General features: G+C 65.2%; 18 protein-coding genes and 2 tRNA genes. 11 read left to right on the top strand and 9 right to left on the bottom strand.

Annotated elements, in window-relative coordinates; all coding sequences use genetic code 11:
* Genes BST42_RS06455 through rpmH form a run of 7 tightly spaced genes read right to left on the bottom strand, consistent with a single transcriptional unit; the run spans window position 1 to window position 4160 of the window.
* A complete protein-coding gene (locus BST42_RS06455; protein ID WP_083117725.1) occupies window positions 1–942 on the bottom strand; it encodes a ParA family protein in 942 nt (313 codons plus the stop codon).
* Window positions 939–1646 (bottom strand): 16S rRNA (guanine(527)-N(7))-methyltransferase RsmG, encoded by a 708-nt coding sequence (gene rsmG, locus BST42_RS06450; RefSeq protein WP_083117724.1) that lies wholly within the window; start codon window positions 1644–1646, stop codon window positions 939–941. Before rsmG ends, BST42_RS06455 begins: the two co-directional genes overlap by 4 nt.
* A 47-nt stretch (window positions 1647–1693) precedes the next feature.
* On the bottom strand, window positions 1694–2257 hold the full coding sequence (locus BST42_RS06445; protein ID WP_083117723.1) for a Jag family protein: 564 nt from the start codon (window positions 2255–2257) through the stop codon (window positions 1694–1696).
* A gap of 34 nt (window positions 2258–2291) precedes the next feature.
* A complete protein-coding gene (gene yidC, locus BST42_RS06440) occupies window positions 2292–3374 on the bottom strand; it encodes a membrane protein insertase YidC (protein WP_083117722.1) in 1083 nt (360 codons plus the stop codon).
* Window positions 3367–3645, bottom strand: a complete 279-nt coding sequence (gene yidD, locus BST42_RS06435) for a membrane protein insertion efficiency factor YidD (protein WP_083117721.1) — start codon at window positions 3643–3645, stop codon at window positions 3367–3369. The genes yidC and yidD overlap by 8 nt, the downstream gene beginning before the upstream one ends.
* Window positions 3642–3998, bottom strand: coding sequence for a ribonuclease P protein component (gene rnpA / locus BST42_RS06430; protein WP_083117720.1), 357 nt, complete (start codon window positions 3996–3998; stop codon window positions 3642–3644). The genes yidD and rnpA overlap by 4 nt, the downstream gene beginning before the upstream one ends.
* Window positions 3999–4016: 18 nt before the next feature.
* Window positions 4017–4160 (bottom strand): 50S ribosomal protein L34, encoded by a 144-nt coding sequence (gene rpmH / locus BST42_RS06425; protein ID WP_046365060.1) that lies wholly within the window; start codon window positions 4158–4160, stop codon window positions 4017–4019.
* 557 nt (window positions 4161–4717) lie between these two features.
* Here rpmH and dnaA point away from each other — a divergent pair.
* The 10 genes from dnaA (at window position 4718) to BST42_RS06375 (ending at window position 16687) form a co-directional block, all read left to right on the top strand.
* Window positions 4718–6220 (top strand): chromosomal replication initiator protein DnaA, encoded by a 1503-nt coding sequence (gene dnaA / locus BST42_RS06420; RefSeq protein ID WP_083117719.1) that lies wholly within the window; start codon window positions 4718–4720, stop codon window positions 6218–6220.
* A gap of 511 nt (window positions 6221–6731) precedes the next feature.
* Complete coding sequence (dnaN, locus tag BST42_RS06415) at window positions 6732–7919, top strand: DNA polymerase III subunit beta (protein WP_083117718.1); 1188 nt, start codon at window positions 6732–6734, stop codon at window positions 7917–7919.
* Between the two features lie 28 nt (window positions 7920–7947).
* Entirely contained in the window at window positions 7948–8841 is an 894-nt protein-coding gene (gene gnd / locus BST42_RS06410; protein WP_083117717.1) for a phosphogluconate dehydrogenase (NAD(+)-dependent, decarboxylating), read from the top strand.
* Window positions 8842–8850: 9 nt separating this feature from the next.
* Entirely contained in the window at window positions 8851–10002 is a 1152-nt protein-coding gene (recF, locus tag BST42_RS06405; protein WP_083117716.1) for a DNA replication/repair protein RecF, read from the top strand.
* A complete protein-coding gene (locus tag BST42_RS06400) occupies window positions 9999–10562 on the top strand; it encodes a DUF721 family protein (protein ID WP_083117715.1) in 564 nt (187 codons plus the stop codon). The genes recF and BST42_RS06400 overlap by 4 nt, the downstream gene beginning before the upstream one ends.
* 223 nt (window positions 10563–10785) lie before the next feature.
* Window positions 10786–12798 carry a DNA topoisomerase (ATP-hydrolyzing) subunit B gene (gyrB, locus tag BST42_RS06395; RefSeq protein WP_083117714.1) on the top strand — a complete coding sequence of 671 codons (2013 nt, stop codon included), beginning with the start codon at window positions 10786–10788 and terminating at the stop codon, window positions 12796–12798.
* Between the two features lie 38 nt (window positions 12799–12836).
* Window positions 12837–15368 carry a DNA gyrase subunit A gene (gene gyrA, locus BST42_RS06390; RefSeq protein ID WP_083117713.1) on the top strand — a complete coding sequence of 844 codons (2532 nt, stop codon included), beginning with the start codon at window positions 12837–12839 and terminating at the stop codon, window positions 15366–15368.
* Window positions 15369–15397: 29 nt separating this feature from the next.
* On the top strand, window positions 15398–16342 hold the full coding sequence (locus tag BST42_RS06385) for a DUF3566 domain-containing protein (protein WP_083117903.1): 945 nt from the start codon (window positions 15398–15400) through the stop codon (window positions 16340–16342).
* A gap of 69 nt (window positions 16343–16411) precedes the next feature.
* Window positions 16412–16485 (top strand) — tRNA-Ile (locus BST42_RS06380).
* A gap of 129 nt (window positions 16486–16614) precedes the next feature.
* A tRNA-Ala gene (locus tag BST42_RS06375) sits at window positions 16615–16687 on the top strand.
* 364 nt (window positions 16688–17051) lie between these two features.
* On the opposite strand, the gene BST42_RS06370 is transcribed toward BST42_RS06375, so the two are convergent.
* Together BST42_RS06370 and cwsA are read right to left on the bottom strand one after the other, a co-directional pair.
* Window positions 17052–17294: a hypothetical protein gene (locus BST42_RS06370; RefSeq protein WP_083117712.1), complete on the bottom strand. Its 243-nt coding sequence runs from the start codon at window positions 17292–17294 to the stop codon at window positions 17052–17054.
* Between the two features lie 28 nt (window positions 17295–17322).
* Window positions 17323–17730: a cell wall synthesis protein CwsA gene (gene cwsA / locus BST42_RS06365; RefSeq protein WP_083117711.1), complete on the bottom strand. Its 408-nt coding sequence runs from the start codon at window positions 17728–17730 to the stop codon at window positions 17323–17325.
* Window positions 17731–17837: 107 nt separating this feature from the next.
* On the opposite strand from cwsA, the gene BST42_RS06360 reads away from it, so the two are divergent.
* A complete protein-coding gene (locus BST42_RS06360) occupies window positions 17838–18365 on the top strand; it encodes a peptidylprolyl isomerase (protein WP_083117710.1) in 528 nt (175 codons plus the stop codon).
* Window positions 18366–18369: the final 4 nt, after the last annotated feature.

The following is an 18369-nucleotide window of genomic DNA, read 5'->3' as shown; positions in this document are numbered from 1 at the left end:
CTATGCCCGGGTAGCCCGCTGCGCGAGCTCTTTGCTTGCGTCGAGATAGCTCATCGCACCTCGCGAGCCGGGGTCGTAATCGATGATCGTCATGCTGTATCCAGGTGCTTCGGACACCTTGACGCTCCGGGGAATCACGGTCGTGAGGACCTTGTCGCCGAAATAGTTGCGCACCTCGGAGGCGACCTGGTCCGCCAATTTGGTACGGCCGTCATGCATCGTGAGGATGACGGTCGAGACGGTCAGCTGCGGGTTGAGGTGTGCCCTGACCATCTCGATATTTCTCATCAACTGCGAGACGCCCTCCAGCGCGTAGTACTCGCACTGGATCGGGATCAATACCTCGGGAGCCGCGACGAGAGCGTTGATGGTGAGCAACCCGAGTGAGGGCGGACAGTCGATGAAGACGTAGTCGAAGTCCGAATCCTCGAGCGCAGCCAGCGCGTTGCGCAACCGATTCTCCCGCGCCACCATGCTGACGAGTTCGATCTCGGCACCGGCGAGATCGATCGTCGCCGGCACACAGAACAGTCGTGGGCTGTGCGGGCTCTGCCGGATGGCCGCTTGTAGCGGGATCTCCCCGAGGAGCACTTCGTACGACGACGGGGTGCCCGATTGCCGATCGGCGATGCCGAGCGCGGTACTCGCATTGCCCTGCGGATCGAGGTCGACCACCAACGTCTTCAATCCCTGGACCGCGAGGGCGGCCGCTAGGTTCACCGCGGTCGTCGTCTTGCCGACCCCGCCCTTCTGATTGGCGACGGTGAAAACGCGCCGCCGTCCCGGCCGCGGGAGTTGTCCGGCGGTGGTGTGGAGGACCTGCATCGCACGTTGTGCCGCGGCGCCGATCGGGGTCTCGAACTCATCGGGCGGATTCCATGTTTCACGTGAAACATCGGTGCCCGTGGTCCCGGAGGGATCCGGTTTCGATGGGACGGTCATGATCCCCTTTTCTCCGATGTTCGCGCGGACTTCTTCTTCCCGCCTGGCGCTCGCTCCCCCCGCACCGCGATCACCACGGTCGCGGGAGGATCCGAATAGCTCTCGCCACATCTCACCACCCTCACATCGGTTGCGCCCAATGACGCCATCCCGCGCCGTCCCTCGACGACTTCCTCTTCGGCGCGTTCGCCCTTCATCGCCAGCATGCGCCCGCCGGGGCGCAACAGCGGCAGGCTCCATCGCGTCAGTTTGTCGAGCGACGCCACCGCGCGCGACACCACCACATCCGCGCCGCCGGCCCGAGTGCGGACACCCGGCTCCTCCGCCCGGCCGCGGATGATCTCGATGGGGAGCCCCAGGACCGCCACCGACTCCTCGAGGAATTCCGTCCGGCGCAGCATCGGCTCGATCAAGCTCACCCGAACGTCGGGCCGCGCGATCGCGATGGGAAGACCTGGCAGACCGCCACCGCTCCCGATGTCGAGCACCCGAGCGTCCGGCTCGATGAGTTCAGCCACCGCGACGCTGTTGAGGATATGGCGCTCCCACAGCCGGTCTACTTCCCTCGGACCGATCAGACCGCGTTCGACGCCAGGGCCGGCGAGCAGATCCGCGTAGCGCTGAGCCAGATCCACCCGGTTGCCGAAGACGGCCGCGGCCGCCGACGGAGGCGGGGGCGCAGTGCCATGTTTCACGTGAAACATCCTCCGGTCATAAGTGCGTCCGGGTCACGAACTACACCGATGTAACTTCAGCCCTTCAGGACGACAACGCGACGCGACGGCTCCACGCCCTCACTCTCGCTGTGCACACCGTCCACGGCCGCAACCGCGTCGTGCACGATCTTCCGCTCGAACGGAGTCATCGGGGCGAGTTCCTCGCGATCGCCGGACTCCAGCACCCGGCGGGCCACCTTGTCACCCAGCGCGCTCAGTTCTTCGCGACGGCGACGGCGCCAGTTCGCGATATCAAGCATCAACCGGCTGCGCTCCCCCGTCTTCTGGTGAACGGCCAGTCGGGTCAGCTCCTGCAACGCATCGAGGATCTCGCCCTTGCGGCCAACCAGCTTCGAAAGGTCCTCGCCGCCGTCGATGCTGACGATCGCCCGGTTCCCCTCGACGTCCAGATCGATATCGCCGTCGAAGTCCAGGAGGTCCAGCAGCTCCTCCAAGTAGTCGCCGGCGATCTCGCCTTCGGCTACGAGGCGCTCCTCGAGATCCTCACCCTTCACTTCGGCCCGGTCCGAGTTCTGGTCAAGGTCGTTGTCGACCGCGACGTCAGACTCGGTCACTTCAGTGGTATCGGCATCCGCCATGTGTCTCTCCCTCTTTCGCCGGAGCGATCTCCGGTCAACGCTTACGTTTCTTGGGCCGCGCTCCCGGGCGCGGGGTCCGGCCGGCCGATCCATCGTCGGCCGCCTTCGTGGACTCGGCATCGGTCTCGGTGTCTGCGACGACGGAGGCATCCTCCGACGCCTCCGTCGCGGCACCGTTGGTCGCCGCGGGCGCACCCTTCTTCGGCTTGGTGGGCTTCACACCCGGCGCCGGAGCATTCGCCGCTCGACGAGCCAGCGCCTCTTCCTTCTTGGCTTCTTCTTCCTTCTCGATCTTGCCGAACACATAGTGCTGCTGGCCGAAGGTCCAGATGTTGTTGGACACCCAGTAGATGATGATCGCGATCGGCAGGAACGGACCGCCGACAACCACACCGAGCGGGAAGACGTACAGCGCGAGCTTGTTCATCATCGCGGTCTGCGGGTTGGCTGCCGCTTCCGGACTCTGGCGCGCAACCGAGGCCCGGCTGTTGAAGTAGGTGGCGATACCGGCCAGCACCATCAGCGGAATGCCAACAGCGATCACCGCGGGTCGGCTGAAGTCGAAGTTCTTGAACGCCTCCAGGCCTGAGCTCTGGGTCATGCTCGCGCTCAGGGGGGCGCCGAACAGATTCGCGTCGAGGAAGTGTCCGACGTCGGTGGCGCTGAAGAAGTAGTTGCCGGTGGCCCGGTTCTCTTCCACCGACATGCCGAGCTGACCGAAGCCGTGCTGGGTGCGGTTGAAGGAGCGCAACACGTGATACAGACCGAGGAACACCGGGATCTGCGCCAGCATCGGCAGACAGCCGAGAATCGGGTTGAACCCGTGTTCGCGTTGGAGCTTCTGCATCTCCAGCGCCATCCGCTGGCGGTCCTTGCCGTACTTCTTCTGCAGGGCCTTGATCTGGGGCTGCAGTTCCTGCATCTGCCGGGTGGTGCGGATCTGACGGACGAACGGCTTGTAGAGCAGCGCGCGCAAGCTGAACACCAGGAACATCACCGACAGGGCCCAGGCGAAAAAGTTCGTGGGTCCCAGGATGGCGGCGAACAGCTTGTACCAGAGCCACATGATCCCGGACACCGGGTAGTAGATGACGTCCAGGCTGAACCAGTTAAACATGCGTGCTCCTGCGTTCGTTGCACTCGGACCCGGGCGCCTGCGGGCGCCGCTCGGGTATTGGGTCCCATCCTCCCCGATGCCACGGACCACACTTCCCCAGCCGGATCACGGTCAGCCATCCACCGCGAATCAATCCGTACTCGGTCAGTGCGTCCACGGCGTACTGACTGCAGGTCGGCGTGAACCGGCATGTCGGCAGTCGCAGTGGCGAGATGGTGTGTCGGTAGAGCTCGACGAGGAAGATCACGACGCGAGCCGGAAGATGGCTCACTGCGTCTTCTCCATCAAGGAGTGGGTGCGCCGGATGCTCGCTCGTAGCTGCTGTTCCAGGCGGGCTGAAATCGCGTCGCGGCTACTGGGTAGCGCGCGGATCACGATGCGTTCGTCGGACGTCAGGTCCGAGAGGACAGCTCGGGCGACGTGACGCAGACGACGAGACACCTGGTGCCGTTGCACGGCGTTGCCGACCGACTTCGAGACGACCAGGCCGATCCGGGGACCGTCGACGCTGTCGGCCATGCGTCGTGCGTGCACGACGAGATCAGGCTGCGCCGCTCGCACCCCGTGCTTGATGGTGGCGCCGAACTCCGCAGACCGTGTCATCCGGAACTGAGCCGGGAGCACGACGCGTGATCCCGTGGATCAGGCAGTCAGTGACTGACGACCCTTGCGGCGCCGGCCTGACACGATGGCGCGCCCGGCGCGCGTCCGCATACGCAGACGGAAGCCGTGAACCCGCGCCCGGCGCCGGTTGTTCGGCTGGAAGGTCCGCTTGCCCTTGGCCACGGCTATATCTCCTCGTCGTTTGGCGGTCGCTGCCCGGAGCACACGCTTTCGTGTGTACCCGAACGAACGCGACTGCCGTTGGTAAGCTCTGGTCTCGCTCTAACCGGCGCGGTCCCGAATCGGTCGCAGCCGTATCGCCGACGTATGGGCGACTGTTCGAGGGTACTGACCTCACTTCCCCTGGTCAAACCGCCTTGTCGTGCCCTTGATCACCGCACTGACCCACTGGTGCCACAGCCGTCACCGGTCACCCGGCGCGCCGTTATCTCGTCGTGATCCGAATGTTGCAGAACGGTTGGCACTCGCCCCGAAAACTGTTAGCTTCTGCCAAAGCCGTTTCAGACGAGGCGGCACGCAATCACCAAGCGGGGGAACAGGTCGGCGAACGGTCCACACGAGATCAATGCGGGGATTACTGCCGACCCGCGACCCTGCGCCGATATGCTCCGAGGCGAGCCGAGTGTCCTGTCCACACCTGTGGATAACTTTGTGGACAGATCGTTCGTCGGCTCAGCTATTGGTTTCTTGCCCGACCTTGCGACCAGGGGGATCTGTCGTTGACCGATGATCCCGGTTCAGCGTTCGCCACGGTGTGGAGTTCGGTAGTCGCCGAGCTCAACGGCGACGGAACTGCGGACCAGCGCCCCAGTAACGGAACTGGCGGCGATGCACCGCTGACTCCGCAGCAACGCGCATGGCTCAAATTGGTTCAGCCCCTGACCATCGCCGAGGGCTTCGCCCTGCTGTCGGTGCCGAGCAGCTTTGTCCAGAACGAGATCGAGCGTCATCTGCGGACCCAGATCGTCGACGCCCTCAGCCGCCGCCTCGGCCAGCGGGTCGAGCTCGGTGTTCGGATCGCCCCGCCGTCCCTGGAAGAAGACAACGAACCCGCCGCACCGGAGCCGGCCGTCATCGACTCCGACCTCGACGAGGTCGACGAAGACCGCGAGGCTTTGGCCAGCGCTCACGAGACATGGCCGAGTTACTTCATCGAGCGGCCGCGCAGTAATCCGTCGGCCGAAGCGCCAGGCATCAGCCTCAACCGCCGCTACACCTTCGACACGTTCGTCATCGGTGCGTCGAACCGATTCGCGCATGCGGCGGCCCTCGCGATCGCCGAAGCGCCGGCCCGCGCCTACAACCCGTTGTTCATCTGGGGTGAGTCCGGACTGGGCAAGACCCATCTGCTGCACGCCGCCGGAAACTATGCGCAACGGCTCTTCCCCGGCATGCGGGTGAAATACGTCTCCACCGAAGAGTTCACCAACGACTTCATCAACTCGCTGCGCGACGACCGCAAAGTCGCGTTCAAACGCAGCTACCGCGACATCGATGTGCTCCTGGTGGACGACATCCAGTTCATCGAAGGCAAAGAAGGTATCCAGGAAGAGTTTTTCCACACCTTCAACACGCTGCACAACGCCAACAAGCAGATCGTGATCTCGTCCGACCGGCCACCCAAACAGTTGGCCACCCTCGAGGACCGGCTTCGGACCAGGTTCGAGTGGGGCTTGATCACCGACGTCCAGCCGCCCGAACTCGAAACCCGTATCGCGATCTTGCGGAAGAAGGCGCAAATGGAGCGCCTCGACGTCCCCGACGACGTCCTGGAACTCATCGCCAGCAGCATCGAACGCAACATCCGCGAACTCGAGGGCGCCTTGATCCGCGTCACCGCGTTCGCCTCGCTGAACAAGACACCGATCGACAAGGCTCTCGCCGAGATCGTGTTGCGCGACCTGATCGCCGACGCAGGCACAATGCAGATCAGCACCGCGGCCATCATGGCCGCGACCGCCGAGTACTTCGACACCACCGTCGAGGAATTGCGGGGGCCCGGCAAGACCCGGGCACTGGCTCAATCGCGGCAGATCGCCATGTATCTGTGCCGTGAGCTCACCGACTTGTCACTGCCCAAGATCGGGCAGGCATTCGGCCGTGATCACACCACGGTCATGTACGCGGAGAAGAAGATTCGCGGTGAGATGGCCCATCGGCGTGAGGTGTTCGATCACGTCAAGGAGCTCACCACGCGGATCCGCCAGCGCTCCAAGCGCTGAAATCCCCATTTTTTCTGTCGCCATGCCGAAAAACTTCGGCCACAGCCGTACCACCCGTCACAGTTTTGGCCTGTGCACACAGTTGTGGACAACAGCTCACATCGCGGCAGAGGTACTGGAATGACAATGAACAACCGGCGGCTGTCCACACCCGTCCTGTGATTCGCCCTCGGTCATGCACAACCGGTCCACATGGCCTCACCCTGCCGGAGCAGGCAATCGATCGGCTAGTCCACAGGTTGCACAGGCCCTATTACTATTGCCGTTCTCTCTCTTCCATTTTCTTCTTTGAAGACAGCCTTGGGGAGTAGCCGGTTCACAGGGTGTCCGGCACGGTGTCGCGGTGCTCTTGTCACCGCGATCGATTAGCTTTCAAGATGGCGTCCGACGCTCTACGGTTGTTGTTCTGACTGCCGTTCAGCGGCTGTCGCTCACAGATCACGCTCATCCGTGCTCCGGCACGCGGTGGACGCTGGTCGGGGTTATTGGGTGATGAAGGGACTATGTAGACGTGGCAACGACGACGGTTGGCTCCGACCTGAAGTTCCGCTTGGTGCGGGAGGACTTCGCCGACGCGGTGGCCTGGGTTGCCCGTAATCTTCCGACCCGGCCGACGGTGCCGGTGCTGGCCGGAGTGCTGCTCACCGGCACCGATGAGGGTTTGACCATCTCGGGCTTCGATTACGAGGTGTCCGCCGAGGTGCGAGTCCCCGCCGAAATCGCTTCTCCGGGAAGCGTTTTGGTCTCCGGGCGGTTGCTGTCCGACATCACCAGGGCGCTGCCGGCCAAGCCTGTCGACGTCAGCGTCGAAGGCACCCGAGTGGCGCTGACCTGTGGAAGCGCACGGTTCTCGCTGCCGACGATGGCCGTCGAGGACTACCCGGCGCTGCCGGAACTGCCGGAGGAGACCGGCGTCATCTCCGCTGACCTGTTCGGTGAGGCGATCGGCCAGGTGGCGGTCGCCGCCGGCCGCGACGACACACTGCCGATGCTGACCGGCATCCGGGTGGAGATTTCCGGTGAGACAGTGGTTTTGGCGGCCACCGACCGGTTCCGGTTGGCCGTGCGTGAACTGACCTGGTCGACCTCCTCCCCCAGCTTGGAAGCCGCGGTCCTGGTGCCGGCCAAGACGTTGGCCGAAGCGGCCAAGGCAGGCACGTCCGGCTCTGAGGTTCACCTGGCTCTGGGTGCCGGTTCGGCGGTGGGCAAGGAAGGCCTGTTGGGAATCCGCAGCGGCGGCAAGCGGAGCACGACTCGCCTACTCGACGCCGAATTCCCGAAGTTTCGTCAGCTGCTTCCCGCCGAGCACACCGCGGTGGCCACCATCGGAGTCGGCGAGCTCACCGAAGCGATCAAACGTGTGGCGTTGGTCGCCGATCGCGGCGCGCAGGTCCGGATGGAATTCGGCGACGGCGTGCTGCACCTGTCGGCCGGTGCCGATGACGTCGGTCGTGCCGAGGAGGACCTGGACGTCGAGTTCGCCGGCGAGCCGTTGACGATCGCCTTCAACCCCACCTACCTGACCGACGGATTGGGCTCGCTGCATTCCGACCGGGTCACGTTCGGATTCACCACTCCCAGCCGCCCCGCCGTGTTGCGGCCGGCAAATGCGGAAACACAGGTAGATGGCACCGGGCCGTTCCCCGCCGTTCAGACCGACTACGTATACCTGTTGATGCCGGTCCGGCTGCCGGGCTGACCGGATTCCCTGACGTAGAGAGGCAGTCATGCAGCTGGGTTTGGTCGGTCTTGGCAAGATGGGCTTCAACATGCGCCAGCGGTTGCGCGAGGGCGGGCACGAAGTCATCGGGTACGACCCCAGACCCGAGGTCACCGATGTCCCCACCCTCGCCGCACTCGCCGAGGCACTCACCGCGCCGCGGGTGATCTGGGTGATGGTGCCGTCGGGCCCGATCACCGATGACACGATCAGCTCGCTGGCGGAGGTCCTCAGCCCGGGCGACCTGGTCGTCGACGGCGGCAACTCCAAATACACCGAAGACGGCCCACACGCTGAATTGCTTGCGGCAAAAGGGATCTCGTTTGTCGATGCGGGTGTCTCCGGCGGTATCTGGGGCCTGGCGGAAGGCTACGGCCTGATGGTCGGCGGCAGCGACGAGGACGTCGCCCGGGTGATGCCGATCTTCGACACGCTGCGTCCGCCCGGAGATCTGGCCGACGGTTTCGTACACGCCGGTCCGGTCGGTGCGGGTCACTACGCGAAGATGGTGCACAACGGCATCGAATACGGGCTGATGATGGCCTACGCCGAAGGCTATGAACTGCTGGCCGCCGAACCACTGATCACAGACACCCAAGCGGTGATCCAGGCCTGGACCAACGGCACCGTCGTGCGGTCGTGGCTCCAGCAGCTCCTGGCCAAAGCGCTCAAGGAGGACCCCGCGTTCGATGCGATCTCCGGATACACCGAGGATTCCGGCGAGGGCCGGTGGACGGTCGAAGAAGCGATCCGTCACCGAGTGCCGATGCCGGTGATCGCAGCATCGCTGTTCGCACGTTTCGCATCGCGGCAGGAAGATTCGCCGACGATGAAAGCTGTTTCGGCACTTCGCAATCAGTTCGGCGGACACGCGGTCAAGCGGGTCTCGGTGTCGGGATAACCAGCGTCAATGTATGTCCGGCACCTGACGCTTCGCGACTTCCGGTCGTGGGAAAACGTCGATCTCGAATTGGCGCCGGGCCGAACGGTCTTCGTCGGACAGAACGGATTTGGCAAGACCAATCTTGTTGAGGCGCTGTGGTATTGCGCAACACTGGGATCGCACCGGGTCGCCACGGACGCCCCCTTGATCCGGGCCGGTGCCGAGCGTGCGGTGGTCTCGACGATCGTCGTCAACGAGGGTCGGGAATTGGCGGTCGATCTCGAGATCGCGGCGGGCCGGGCGAACAAGGCGCGACTGAACCGTTCTCCGGTGCGCAGTACCCGCGAAATACTCGGCGCGGTGCGCGCGGTGCTGTTCGCACCCGAGGATCTCGCGCTGGTGCGCGGAGACCCTGGTGAACGCCGCCGCTATCTCGACGAGCTCGCCTCAGTCCGCAGGCCGCGGGTCGCGGCCATCCGCGCCGACTACGACAAGGTGCTCAAGCAGCGCACCGCGTTGTTGAAATCCGCTGCGGGAGCGCGCTTCCGGGGCGATTCCGGCGTGCTGGAAACTCTCGACGTGTGGGACGGTCACCTGGCCGCGCACGGTGCGCAGCTGATGGCCGCGCGGATCGAACTGACCAATCTCCTGGCGCCGGAGGTGGAGAAGGCTTATCAGCTCTTGGCTCCGGCATCGCGTCCGGCGGCGATCAGTTACCGCAGCAGCGTCCTCGACGGTACAGACGACGGTCACGATGTCGAATTTCTGGAGGCCGCGCTGCTCGCCGGACTGGCCACCCGGCGCGGTGCGGAGCTGGAACGCGGGATGTGTCTGGTCGGACCGCACCGCGACGACCTCGAACTGCGGCTCGGTGATCAACCGGCGAAGGGGTTCGCCAGCCACGGCGAATCCTGGTCGATGGCATTGGCGTTGCGGCTGGCCTCCTATGAACTGCTGCGCACCGAGGGCAGCGAACCGGTGCTGATCCTTGATGACGTGTTCGCCGAACTGGACAACGCCCGGCGCCGGGCGCTGGCCGATGTGGCCGCCGACGCCGAACAAGTGCTCATCACGGCCGCGGTCGGGGAGGACATCCCGCCCGATTGGGACGCCACCCGGATCGGTATCACCTTGCGGGACGACGACGAAGGCCGGATGTCGGAGGTGGTGACGCCATGACCGAACCCGAGGACGAGCAGGCCGGTCCGCCCGAGCACCTCGCGAATCTGGCCGGCATGGATCTGGTGCGCCGCGCACTGGAGGAAGCCCGCGGCGCCGCCCGCAGCCAAGGCAAGGAAGTGGGTCGTGGCGGCCGCTCCCCCCGGGCCCGGCGGGGCGCCGAGCGAGGCAATCGCCGAACCTGGTCGGGGCCGGGGCCGGATCGGCGTGATCCACAGACGTTCGGGACCGTTGCCAACGACCTGGCGAAATCGCGGGGTTGGACGGGCCGGGTCGCCGAGGGTGCGGTGTTCGCCCAGTGGGCAACCGTGGTCGGCGAGCAGATTGCCGAGCATGCCCAGCCGACCGCGCTGCGCGACGGTGTGCTGAGCGTCGCGGCGGAATCGACCGCGTGGGCGACCCAGCTGCGGATGGTGCAGTCGCAGCTGTTGGCCAAGATCGCCACCGCTGTCGGCGACGGGGTGGTGAAGTCGATGAAGATCACCGGTCCGGTGGCTCCGTCGTGGCGAAAGGGTCCGCTGCACATCTCTGGGCGCGGGCCTCGGGACACCTACGGCTGAACTCGACTAGCACAGTCGGCTGACAGCCACGAGACGCGCGCCGACCACCGTGTCAAGCGTCACCACGTATGCCGATCCGAGAAATTCCGTGCACGGCGCAACTAGGTGTGTAGAAACGCCGCCGCAGAATCAGTCCGGAATGCACTTACCGGTAGACTGGACAAGACCCGCGCGCGGCCCGTGACACCGTGTGCTTGCGAACCCCAAGGAGAGCGTTCCGCTAGTGGCTGCCAACGAACAGTACGGTGCCGACTCGATCAAAGTCCTCGAAGGCTTGGAGGCGGTCCGCAAACGTCCCGGTATGTACATCGGTTCGACCGGTGAACGAGGGCTCCACCATCTTGTCTGGGAGGTCGTCGACAACTCCGTCGACGAGGCAATGGCGGGTTTCGCCACGAAGGTGACGGTCCGGATCCTCGAGGACGGCGGCGTCGAGGTCACCGACGACGGCCGCGGAATCCCGGTTGCCATGCACGCCACCGGAATCCCGACCATCGACGTGGTCATGACCGTCCTGCACGCCGGCGGCAAGTTCGAAGAGGGCGCCTACCAGGTGTCCGGCGGCCTGCACGGCGTGGGTGTCTCGGTGGTCAACGCGCTGTCGAGCAGGCTCGAGGCTGACGTTCGCACCGACGGTTACGAGTGGTTCCAGACCTACGACCGATCGGTGCCGGGCACTCTGCGCCAGGGTGAGAAGACCAAGAAGACCGGCACCACGATCCGGTTCTGGGCCGACCCCGACATCTTCGAGACCACCACCTACGACTTCGAGACGATTGCCCGCCGCCTGCAGGAGATGGCGTTCCTCAACAAGGGCCTCACCATCGAGCTGACCGATGAGCGGGTAACCCCCGAGCAGGTGGTGGACGAAGTCGTCAGCGATACCGCAGAGGCGCCGAAGTCGGCGGAGGAGAAGGCCGCCGAGGCCGTCGCCCCGCACAAGGTCAAGCACCGGGTGTTCCATTACCCGGGCGGTCTGGTCGATTTCGTCAAGCACATCAACCGCACCAAGAACTCGATCCAGCCCAGCGTCATCGACTTCGACGGCAAGGGTGAGGGCCACGAGGTCGAGATCGCGATGCAGTGGAACGCAGGCTATTCGGAGTCGGTGCACACCTTCGCCAACACCATCAACACCCACGAGGGCGGTACCCATGAAGAGGGGTTCCGTGCCGCGCTGACCACAGTGGTCAACAAGTACGCCAAGGACAAGAAGCTCCTCAAGGAAAAAGACGCCAACCTCACCGGTGACGACATCCGCGAGGGCTTGGCCGCGGTGATCTCGGTGAAGGTCTCTCAGCCCCAGTTTGAGGGGCAGACGAAGACGAAACTCGGTAACACCGAGGTGAAGTCGTTCGTGCAGAAGATCTGCAACGAGCAGCTCACCCACTGGTTCGAGTCCAACCCGACCGAGGCCAAGACCGTCGTGAACAAGGCGGTGTCCTCGGCCCAGGCGCGGATCGCCGCGCGCAAGGCGCGAGAGCTGGTGCGGCGCAAGAGCGCAACCGACATCGGCGGGCTGCCCGGCAAGCTCGCCGACTGCCGCTCCACCGATCCCAGCAAGTCCGAACTGTATGTGGTGGAGGGTGATTCGGCCGGCGGCTCGGCAAAGAGCGGCCGCGATTCGATGTTCCAGGCGATCCTGCCGTTGCGCGGCAAGATCATCAACGTCGAGAAGGCCCGCATCGACCGGGTACTGAAGAACACCGAAGTCCAGGCCATCATCACCGCGCTCGGTACCGGCATCCACGACGAGTTCGACCTCGCCAAGCTGCGCTACCACAAGATCGTGCTGATGGCCGACGCCGACGTTGACGGACAACACATTTCGACGCTGCTGCTGACCCTGTTGTTCCGGTTCATGAAGCCCCTTGTCGAGAACGGCCACATCTTCTTGGCGCAGCCGCCGCTGTACAAGCTGAAGTGGCAGCGCAGCGAGCCCGAGTTCGCCTACTCCGACCGCGAGCGCGACGGTCTGCTGGAGGCGGGCAAGGCGGCCGGCAAGAAGATCAACGTCGACGACGGTATCCAGCGCTACAAGGGTCTCGGCGAGATGGATGCCAAGGAACTGTGGGAGACCACGATGGACCCGACGGTCCGGGTGCTGCGCCAGGTCACGCTGGATGACGCCGCCGCGGCCGACGAGCTGTTCTCGATCCTGATGGGCGAAGACGTCGAGGCGCGTCGCAGCTTCATCACCCGTAACGCCAAAGACGTTCGCTTCCTTGATGTTTAGTGACGTATCGCCCTTCGTAGGGACAACAGAGGAATCACATGACTGACACCACCCTGCCCCCCGGCGACGAGGCCGGCGACCGCATCGAACCGGTCGACATCCAGCAGGAGATGCAGCGCAGCTACATCGACTACGCGATGAGCGTCATCGTCGGTCGTGCGCTTCCCGAGGTTCGGGACGGTCTCAAGCCGGTGCACCGCCGCGTGCTCTATGCGATGTTCGACTCCGGATTCCGGCCGGACCGCGGCCACGCCAAGTCGGCGCGGTCGGTCGCCGAGACGATGGGTAACTATCACCCACACGGTGATTCGTCGATCTACGACACCCTGGTGCGCATGGCGCAGCCGTGGTCGTTGCGCTACCCCCTGGTCGACGGACAGGGCAACTTCGGCTCACCGGGCAACGATCCGGCGGCCGCCATGCGGTACACCGAGGCTCGGCTGACACCGCTGGCCATGGAAATGCTGCGCGAAATCGACGAGGAGACAGTCGATTTCATCCCGAACTACGACGGTCGCGTCCAGGAACCCACGGTTCTGCCGAGCCGGTTCCCGAACCTGTTGGCCAACGGATCCGGCGGTATCGCCGTCGGTATGGCCACCAACATCCCGCCGCACAACCTTCGTGAGCTGGCCGAGGCCGTCTACTGGTGCCTGGAGAACCACGAAGCCGACGAAGAAGCCACCCTCGCCGCGGTCTGTGAGCGAGTCAAGGGCCCCGACTTCCCCACGCACGGTTTGATCGTCGGATCCCAAGGCATCCACGATGCGTACACAACGGGCCGCGGCTCGATCCGGATGCGCGGTGTGGTGGAGATCGAGGAGGATTCGCGCGGGCGCACCTCGATCGTCATCACCGAGTTGCCCTACCAGGTCAACCACGACAACTTCATCACCTCGATCGCCGAGCAGGTGCGCGACGGCAAGCTCGGCGGCATCTCCAACATCGAAGACCAGTCGAGCGACCGGGTCGGGCTGCGCATCGTCGTCGAGATCAAGCGCGACGCCGTGGCCAAGGTGGTGTTGAACAACCTTTACAAGCACACCCAGCTGCAGACCAGCTTCGGCGCCAACATGCTGTCGATCGTCGATGGCGTGCCCAGGACGCTGCGCCTGGACCAGATGATCCGCTACTACGTCAACCACCAACTCGACGTGATCATCCGGCGTACCCGGTACCGCTTGCGCAAGGCCAACGAGCGGGCCCACATCCTGCGCGGCCTGGTCAAAGCCCTGGACGCTCTCGACGAGGTCATCGCCTTGATCCGCGCGTCGGAAAGTGCCGACGTGGCGCGGGTGGGCTTGATGGAGCTGCTCGACGTCGACGAGATCCAGGCCCAGGCCATCCTCGACATGCAGCTGCGCCGCCTGGCCGCATTGGAGCGCCAGCGCATCGTCGACGACCTGGCCAAGATCGAGGCCGAGATCGCGGACCTGGAGGACATCCTCGCCAAGCCGGAGCGGCAGCGCGCGATCGTCCGTGACGAACTCAAGGAACTCGCCGACAAGCACGGCGACGACCGTCGAACCCGGATCGTGGCCAACGACGGTGATGTGTCCGATGAGGACCTGATCGCCCGCGAGGACGTCGTCGTCACCATCACCGAGACCGGCTACGCCAAGCGGACCAAGACCGACCTGTACCGCAGCCAGAAGCGCGGCGGCAAGGGTGTGCAGGGCGCCGGCCTCAAGCAGGACGACATCGTGCGGCACTTCTTCGTGTCGTCGACGCACGACTGGATCCTGTTCTTCACCACCCAGGGCCGGGTGTATCGAGCCAAGGCCTACGAGTTGCCGGAGGCCTCGCGCACCGCGCGCGGCCAGCATGTGGCGAATCTGCTGGCGTTCCAGCCCGAGGAGCGGATCGCCCAGGTCATCCAGATCAAGAGTTACGAGGACGCGCCGTATCTGGTGCTGGCCACCCGCAACGGCTTGGTGAAGAAGACCAAGCTCACCGACTTCGACTCCAACCGCTCGGGCGGAATCGTCGCGATCAACCTCCGCGACGGCGACGAACTGGTCGGCGCGGTGCTGTGCTCGGCGGAGGACGACCTGCTGCTGGTCAGCGCCAACGGCCAGTCGATCCGGTTCTCGGCCACCGACGAGGCGCTGCGGCCGATGGGCCGCGCCACCTCGGGGGTGCAGGGCATGCGGTTCAACGAAGACGATCGGTTGCTGTCCCTCAACGTCGTGCGGGAGGGAACGTATCTGCTGGTCGCGACTGCCGGCGGTTACGCCAAGCGCACCGCCATCGAGGAGTACACCGCCCAGGGCCGCGGCGGTAAAGGCATCCTGACCATTCAATACGACCGGCGACGTGGCAGTCTGGTGGGCGCATTGGTGGTCGATGAAGACAGTGAGTTGTACGCCATCACCTCAGGTGGGGGTGTCATTCGCACCGCTGCCCGTCAGGTCCGCAAGGCCGGGCGCCAGACAAAGGGCGTTCGCTTGATGAACCTGGGTGAGGGCGACACACTGTTGGCTATCGCCCGCAATGCCGAGGAGCAGGACAGCACCGACGAAGTGGGCGGGCTGGACTCTGAATCCGACGGCACGTCCGACGAGACGTAGCGCGGCGGGGCGACAGGTTAGGAGTGGCGGTGAGCGCACCGAACGAGCCGGGCCAACCCGGACCGAGTGAGGGCCCGGGTAACGGGACCGGCTCGGCCGAGCGGACCGGTCCCCGACTCACCAATGGTGGGTCCGGCGAGGCCCCGCCGTGGCAGCGTGGTGCTGCGCGAGCGCGGCAGGGCGGTGCACCTCAGCGACCGGCCGGTGAGGCGCAGGCGCAACCTCGCCAGGCGCCGCCGGGAGGTCCGGGCCTCGAGCAACGGGTGAACCGCTTCATCAGCGGTACCGCGGCGCCCGATCTTTCGGGGACGGGCGCTCCGCAACAGCCGCAACAGCCGGAGCGGCAGCAGCCGGAGCCGCGGCCCGAGCCCCGCGCCGAGCTTCGTCCGGAAGCCAGACCCGAACCTCGTCCCGAAGCCAGGCCGGAGCCGCGCGCTGAGGGCAACCGCCCGGAGGCCGCCCGCCCCGAGGGCTATGTCAGCGAGCTACCGGATCTGTCGGGCGTTGCCCCGCCGAAGCCGGTTGCGCAGCAACGCAAGCAGGCCCCGGAGCAGCCGGCGCGAGCGGCCGGGCCGGCCACCCGCGTTCAGGTCGGCGCCAACCGCGCACGCGGGCCGGTGCGGGCCAGCATGCAGATCCGGCGCATCGATCCGTGGAGCGCTCTGAAGGTGTCGCTGCTGCTGTCGGTGGCGTTGTTCTTCGTGTGGATGGTCGCGGTGGCGTTCCTGTATCTGGTGCTCGGCGGTATGGGCGTGTGGAGCAAGCTGAACAGCAACGTCGGCGACTTGTTGACGGCCACCAGCGGTGGTGGTGGCGAGCTGGTGTCCAGCGGTGCGATCTTCGGCGGTGCGGCGCTCATCGGTCTGGTGAACATCGTGCTGCTGACGGCGATGGCCACGGTCGGAGCATTCATCTACAACCTCAGCACCGACATCGTCGGCGGTATCGAGGTCACGCTGGCCGACCGGGACTAGCGCCGGTGCACCGGTTTGGGTGCAGCACCTCCGGTGCGGTAATCTCGGCGCTCGGTCGTATGCGAATACGGGCCTATAGCTCAGGCGGTTAGAGCGCTTCGCTGATAACGAAGAGGTCGGAGGTTCGAGTCCTCCTAGGCCCACGATGTCTCGGTCATCGGGAAGGGCGCCCGTGCGGATTGCATTGCTGTTGGCAGTGTTGGTCGCGGGCGCCGCGGTCATTCGGGCCCGCCGCGGCGAGGTCTGGCACACCCTCGACGAGTGAGACGTACGGGGCCTTAGCTCAGTTGGTAGAGCGCTGCCTTTGCAAGGCAGATGTCAGGAGTTCGAATCTCCTAGGCTCCACAAGATCCGGCCGGCCAATAGGTCAGCGGGTGGCGGGTACCGCCAGGCGACGCGGGAGCGTCTTCTTGCATCGACGACAGGTGAAGGTTTCCCTGTCAATGAGCAGCGTCTGTTCGTGACTGCAGATCGCACACTTGACCTTCTGGTGCATAAGGCTCCCCCAACCCATGCCGAACATAATGCACCTTAGGTCGGCTCCGGCAAAGCAAAACCGCCAATTCTTCAGAAGCGGTGCTCGAGGGTGAGCCAACAGCGCTCCCTCGCTGAGTGACCAACCGTGGGGCGCCTGCGTCGACTCCGAGATCCGATACAACGTTTACTGATCTGTGCTCCGGGTAGGCACGACCGCGTACGCGAGTAATACCTACGGAATTGGAGAACTGTCCATGAAGTCGAAGGTGTCCACACGCTTTCTCACCGCATCGGCCGGAGTGGCGGCCGCCTTGGCAATGGTGACGGTCGGGGCCTGCAGCAACAACGACAACGACAAAGGCCCCGCCAGCCCCGGCGACTCCGTGACGACCACGGCGCCCGGCATCGGCAGTTCGATCTCGAGTGGAGTCAGTTCAGCGTCGAGCCAAGTCAGTTCAGCCATCAGCTCCGCCACCAGCTCCGCCCCGCCGTCTCCGTAGCGGCTAAATCTTGGGCGCAACCTCGACACTGGGGGGCAGCGCCGACGGCTCGGACGTCGACGACCGTCGCGCAATCACGAACGCCACTGCCCCACCCACACTCGCCAGCCCCAGGAAGCCGAACACGAACAGCCGCGGGCGCCGGCGATGCCGCGCCGTCCGGACCTCCTGAAGGGCCTGGGGAAGCTCGGCAACCACCTGCTTGACCGCCTCGAGTTCGGCGCCGAGCTCTTGCTGCACGGCACGGGCCTCGCGGGCGCGGCGCTTGAGCGCGACCGCGGCCGATTCCGCCGAGTGTGCGGTGATGCCGACCACGCCGCGGGTGATGTCCACCGGGCCGACGGCGGTGTAGTGCAGTCCGCGATTCAGCCGCTCCCGCGACGTGAGTTTGGGTTCACTCTTGCGGCCCATTTCATCCTCCCGACAGTGGTGACGCGTTGATGCCGTCAACACTGCCACAGCAGTACGGGGGTGGCCGCGGGTTCGGGCACTCGCCCCTAGTGGCACACTGAGTTCCCGTGACGAGCGACATCGCAACCGCAACAGCGACCCTGCACACGAACCGCGGCGACATCAAGATTGCCCTGTTCGGTAACCACGCCCCCAAGACCGTCGCCAACTTTGTTGGTCTGGCTCAGGGCACCAAGGAGTACTCGACGGAGAACGCGTCGGGCAGTACCTCGGGCCCCTTCTACGACGGCGCCGTCTTTCACCGCGTCATCGACGGATTCATGATCCAGGGCGGTGACCCGACCGGTACCGGCCGCGGCGGCCCGGGCTACAAGTTCGCCGACGAATTCCACCCGGAGTTGCAGTTCGACAAGCCCTACCTGCTGGCGATGGCCAACGCAGGACCGGGCACCAACGGCTCGCAGTTCTTCATCACCGTTGGCAAGACCCCGCACCTGAACCGTCGGCACACGATCTTCGGTGAGATCGTCGACCCCGAGTCGCAGAAGGTCGTCGACGCGATCGCCACCACGGCGACCGATCGCAACGACCGGCCCACCGACGACGTGGTGATCGAGTCGGTCACCATTTCCTGAGCCG

It is taken from the genome of Mycolicibacterium rhodesiae, from assembly GCF_002086695.1.
GTDB lineage: Bacteria > Actinomycetota > Actinomycetes > Mycobacteriales > Mycobacteriaceae > Mycobacterium > Mycobacterium rhodesiae.
The sequence above is the reverse complement of the archived record's forward strand: the minus strand, read 5'-3'. Positions and strand labels throughout refer to the sequence as shown.

Coding starts and splice junctions, on each gene's coding strand:
- rsmG (WP_083117724.1), bottom strand. CDS start 1,646: ATGTTTCACGTGAAACATGGCACTGCGCCCCCGCCTCCGTCGGCGGCC.
- BST42_RS06445 (WP_083117723.1), bottom strand. CDS start 2,257: ATGGCGGATGCCGATACCACTGAAGTGACCGAGTCTGACGTCGCGGTC.
- yidC (WP_083117722.1), bottom strand. CDS start 3,374: ATGTTTAACTGGTTCAGCCTGGACGTCATCTACTACCCGGTGTCCGGG.
- BST42_RS06400 (WP_083117715.1), top strand. CDS start 9,999: ATGACCGAACCCGAGGACGAGCAGGCCGGTCCGCCCGAGCACCTCGCG.
- recF (WP_083117716.1), top strand. CDS start 8,851: ATGTATGTCCGGCACCTGACGCTTCGCGACTTCCGGTCGTGGGAAAAC.
- cwsA (WP_083117711.1), bottom strand. CDS start 17,730: ATGGGCCGCAAGAGTGAACCCAAACTCACGTCGCGGGAGCGGCTGAAT.
- gnd (WP_083117717.1), top strand. CDS start 7,948: ATGCAGCTGGGTTTGGTCGGTCTTGGCAAGATGGGCTTCAACATGCGC.
- BST42_RS06455 (WP_083117725.1), bottom strand. CDS start 942: ATGACCGTCCCATCGAAACCGGATCCCTCCGGGACCACGGGCACCGAT.
- gyrA (WP_083117713.1), top strand. CDS start 12,837: ATGACTGACACCACCCTGCCCCCCGGCGACGAGGCCGGCGACCGCATC.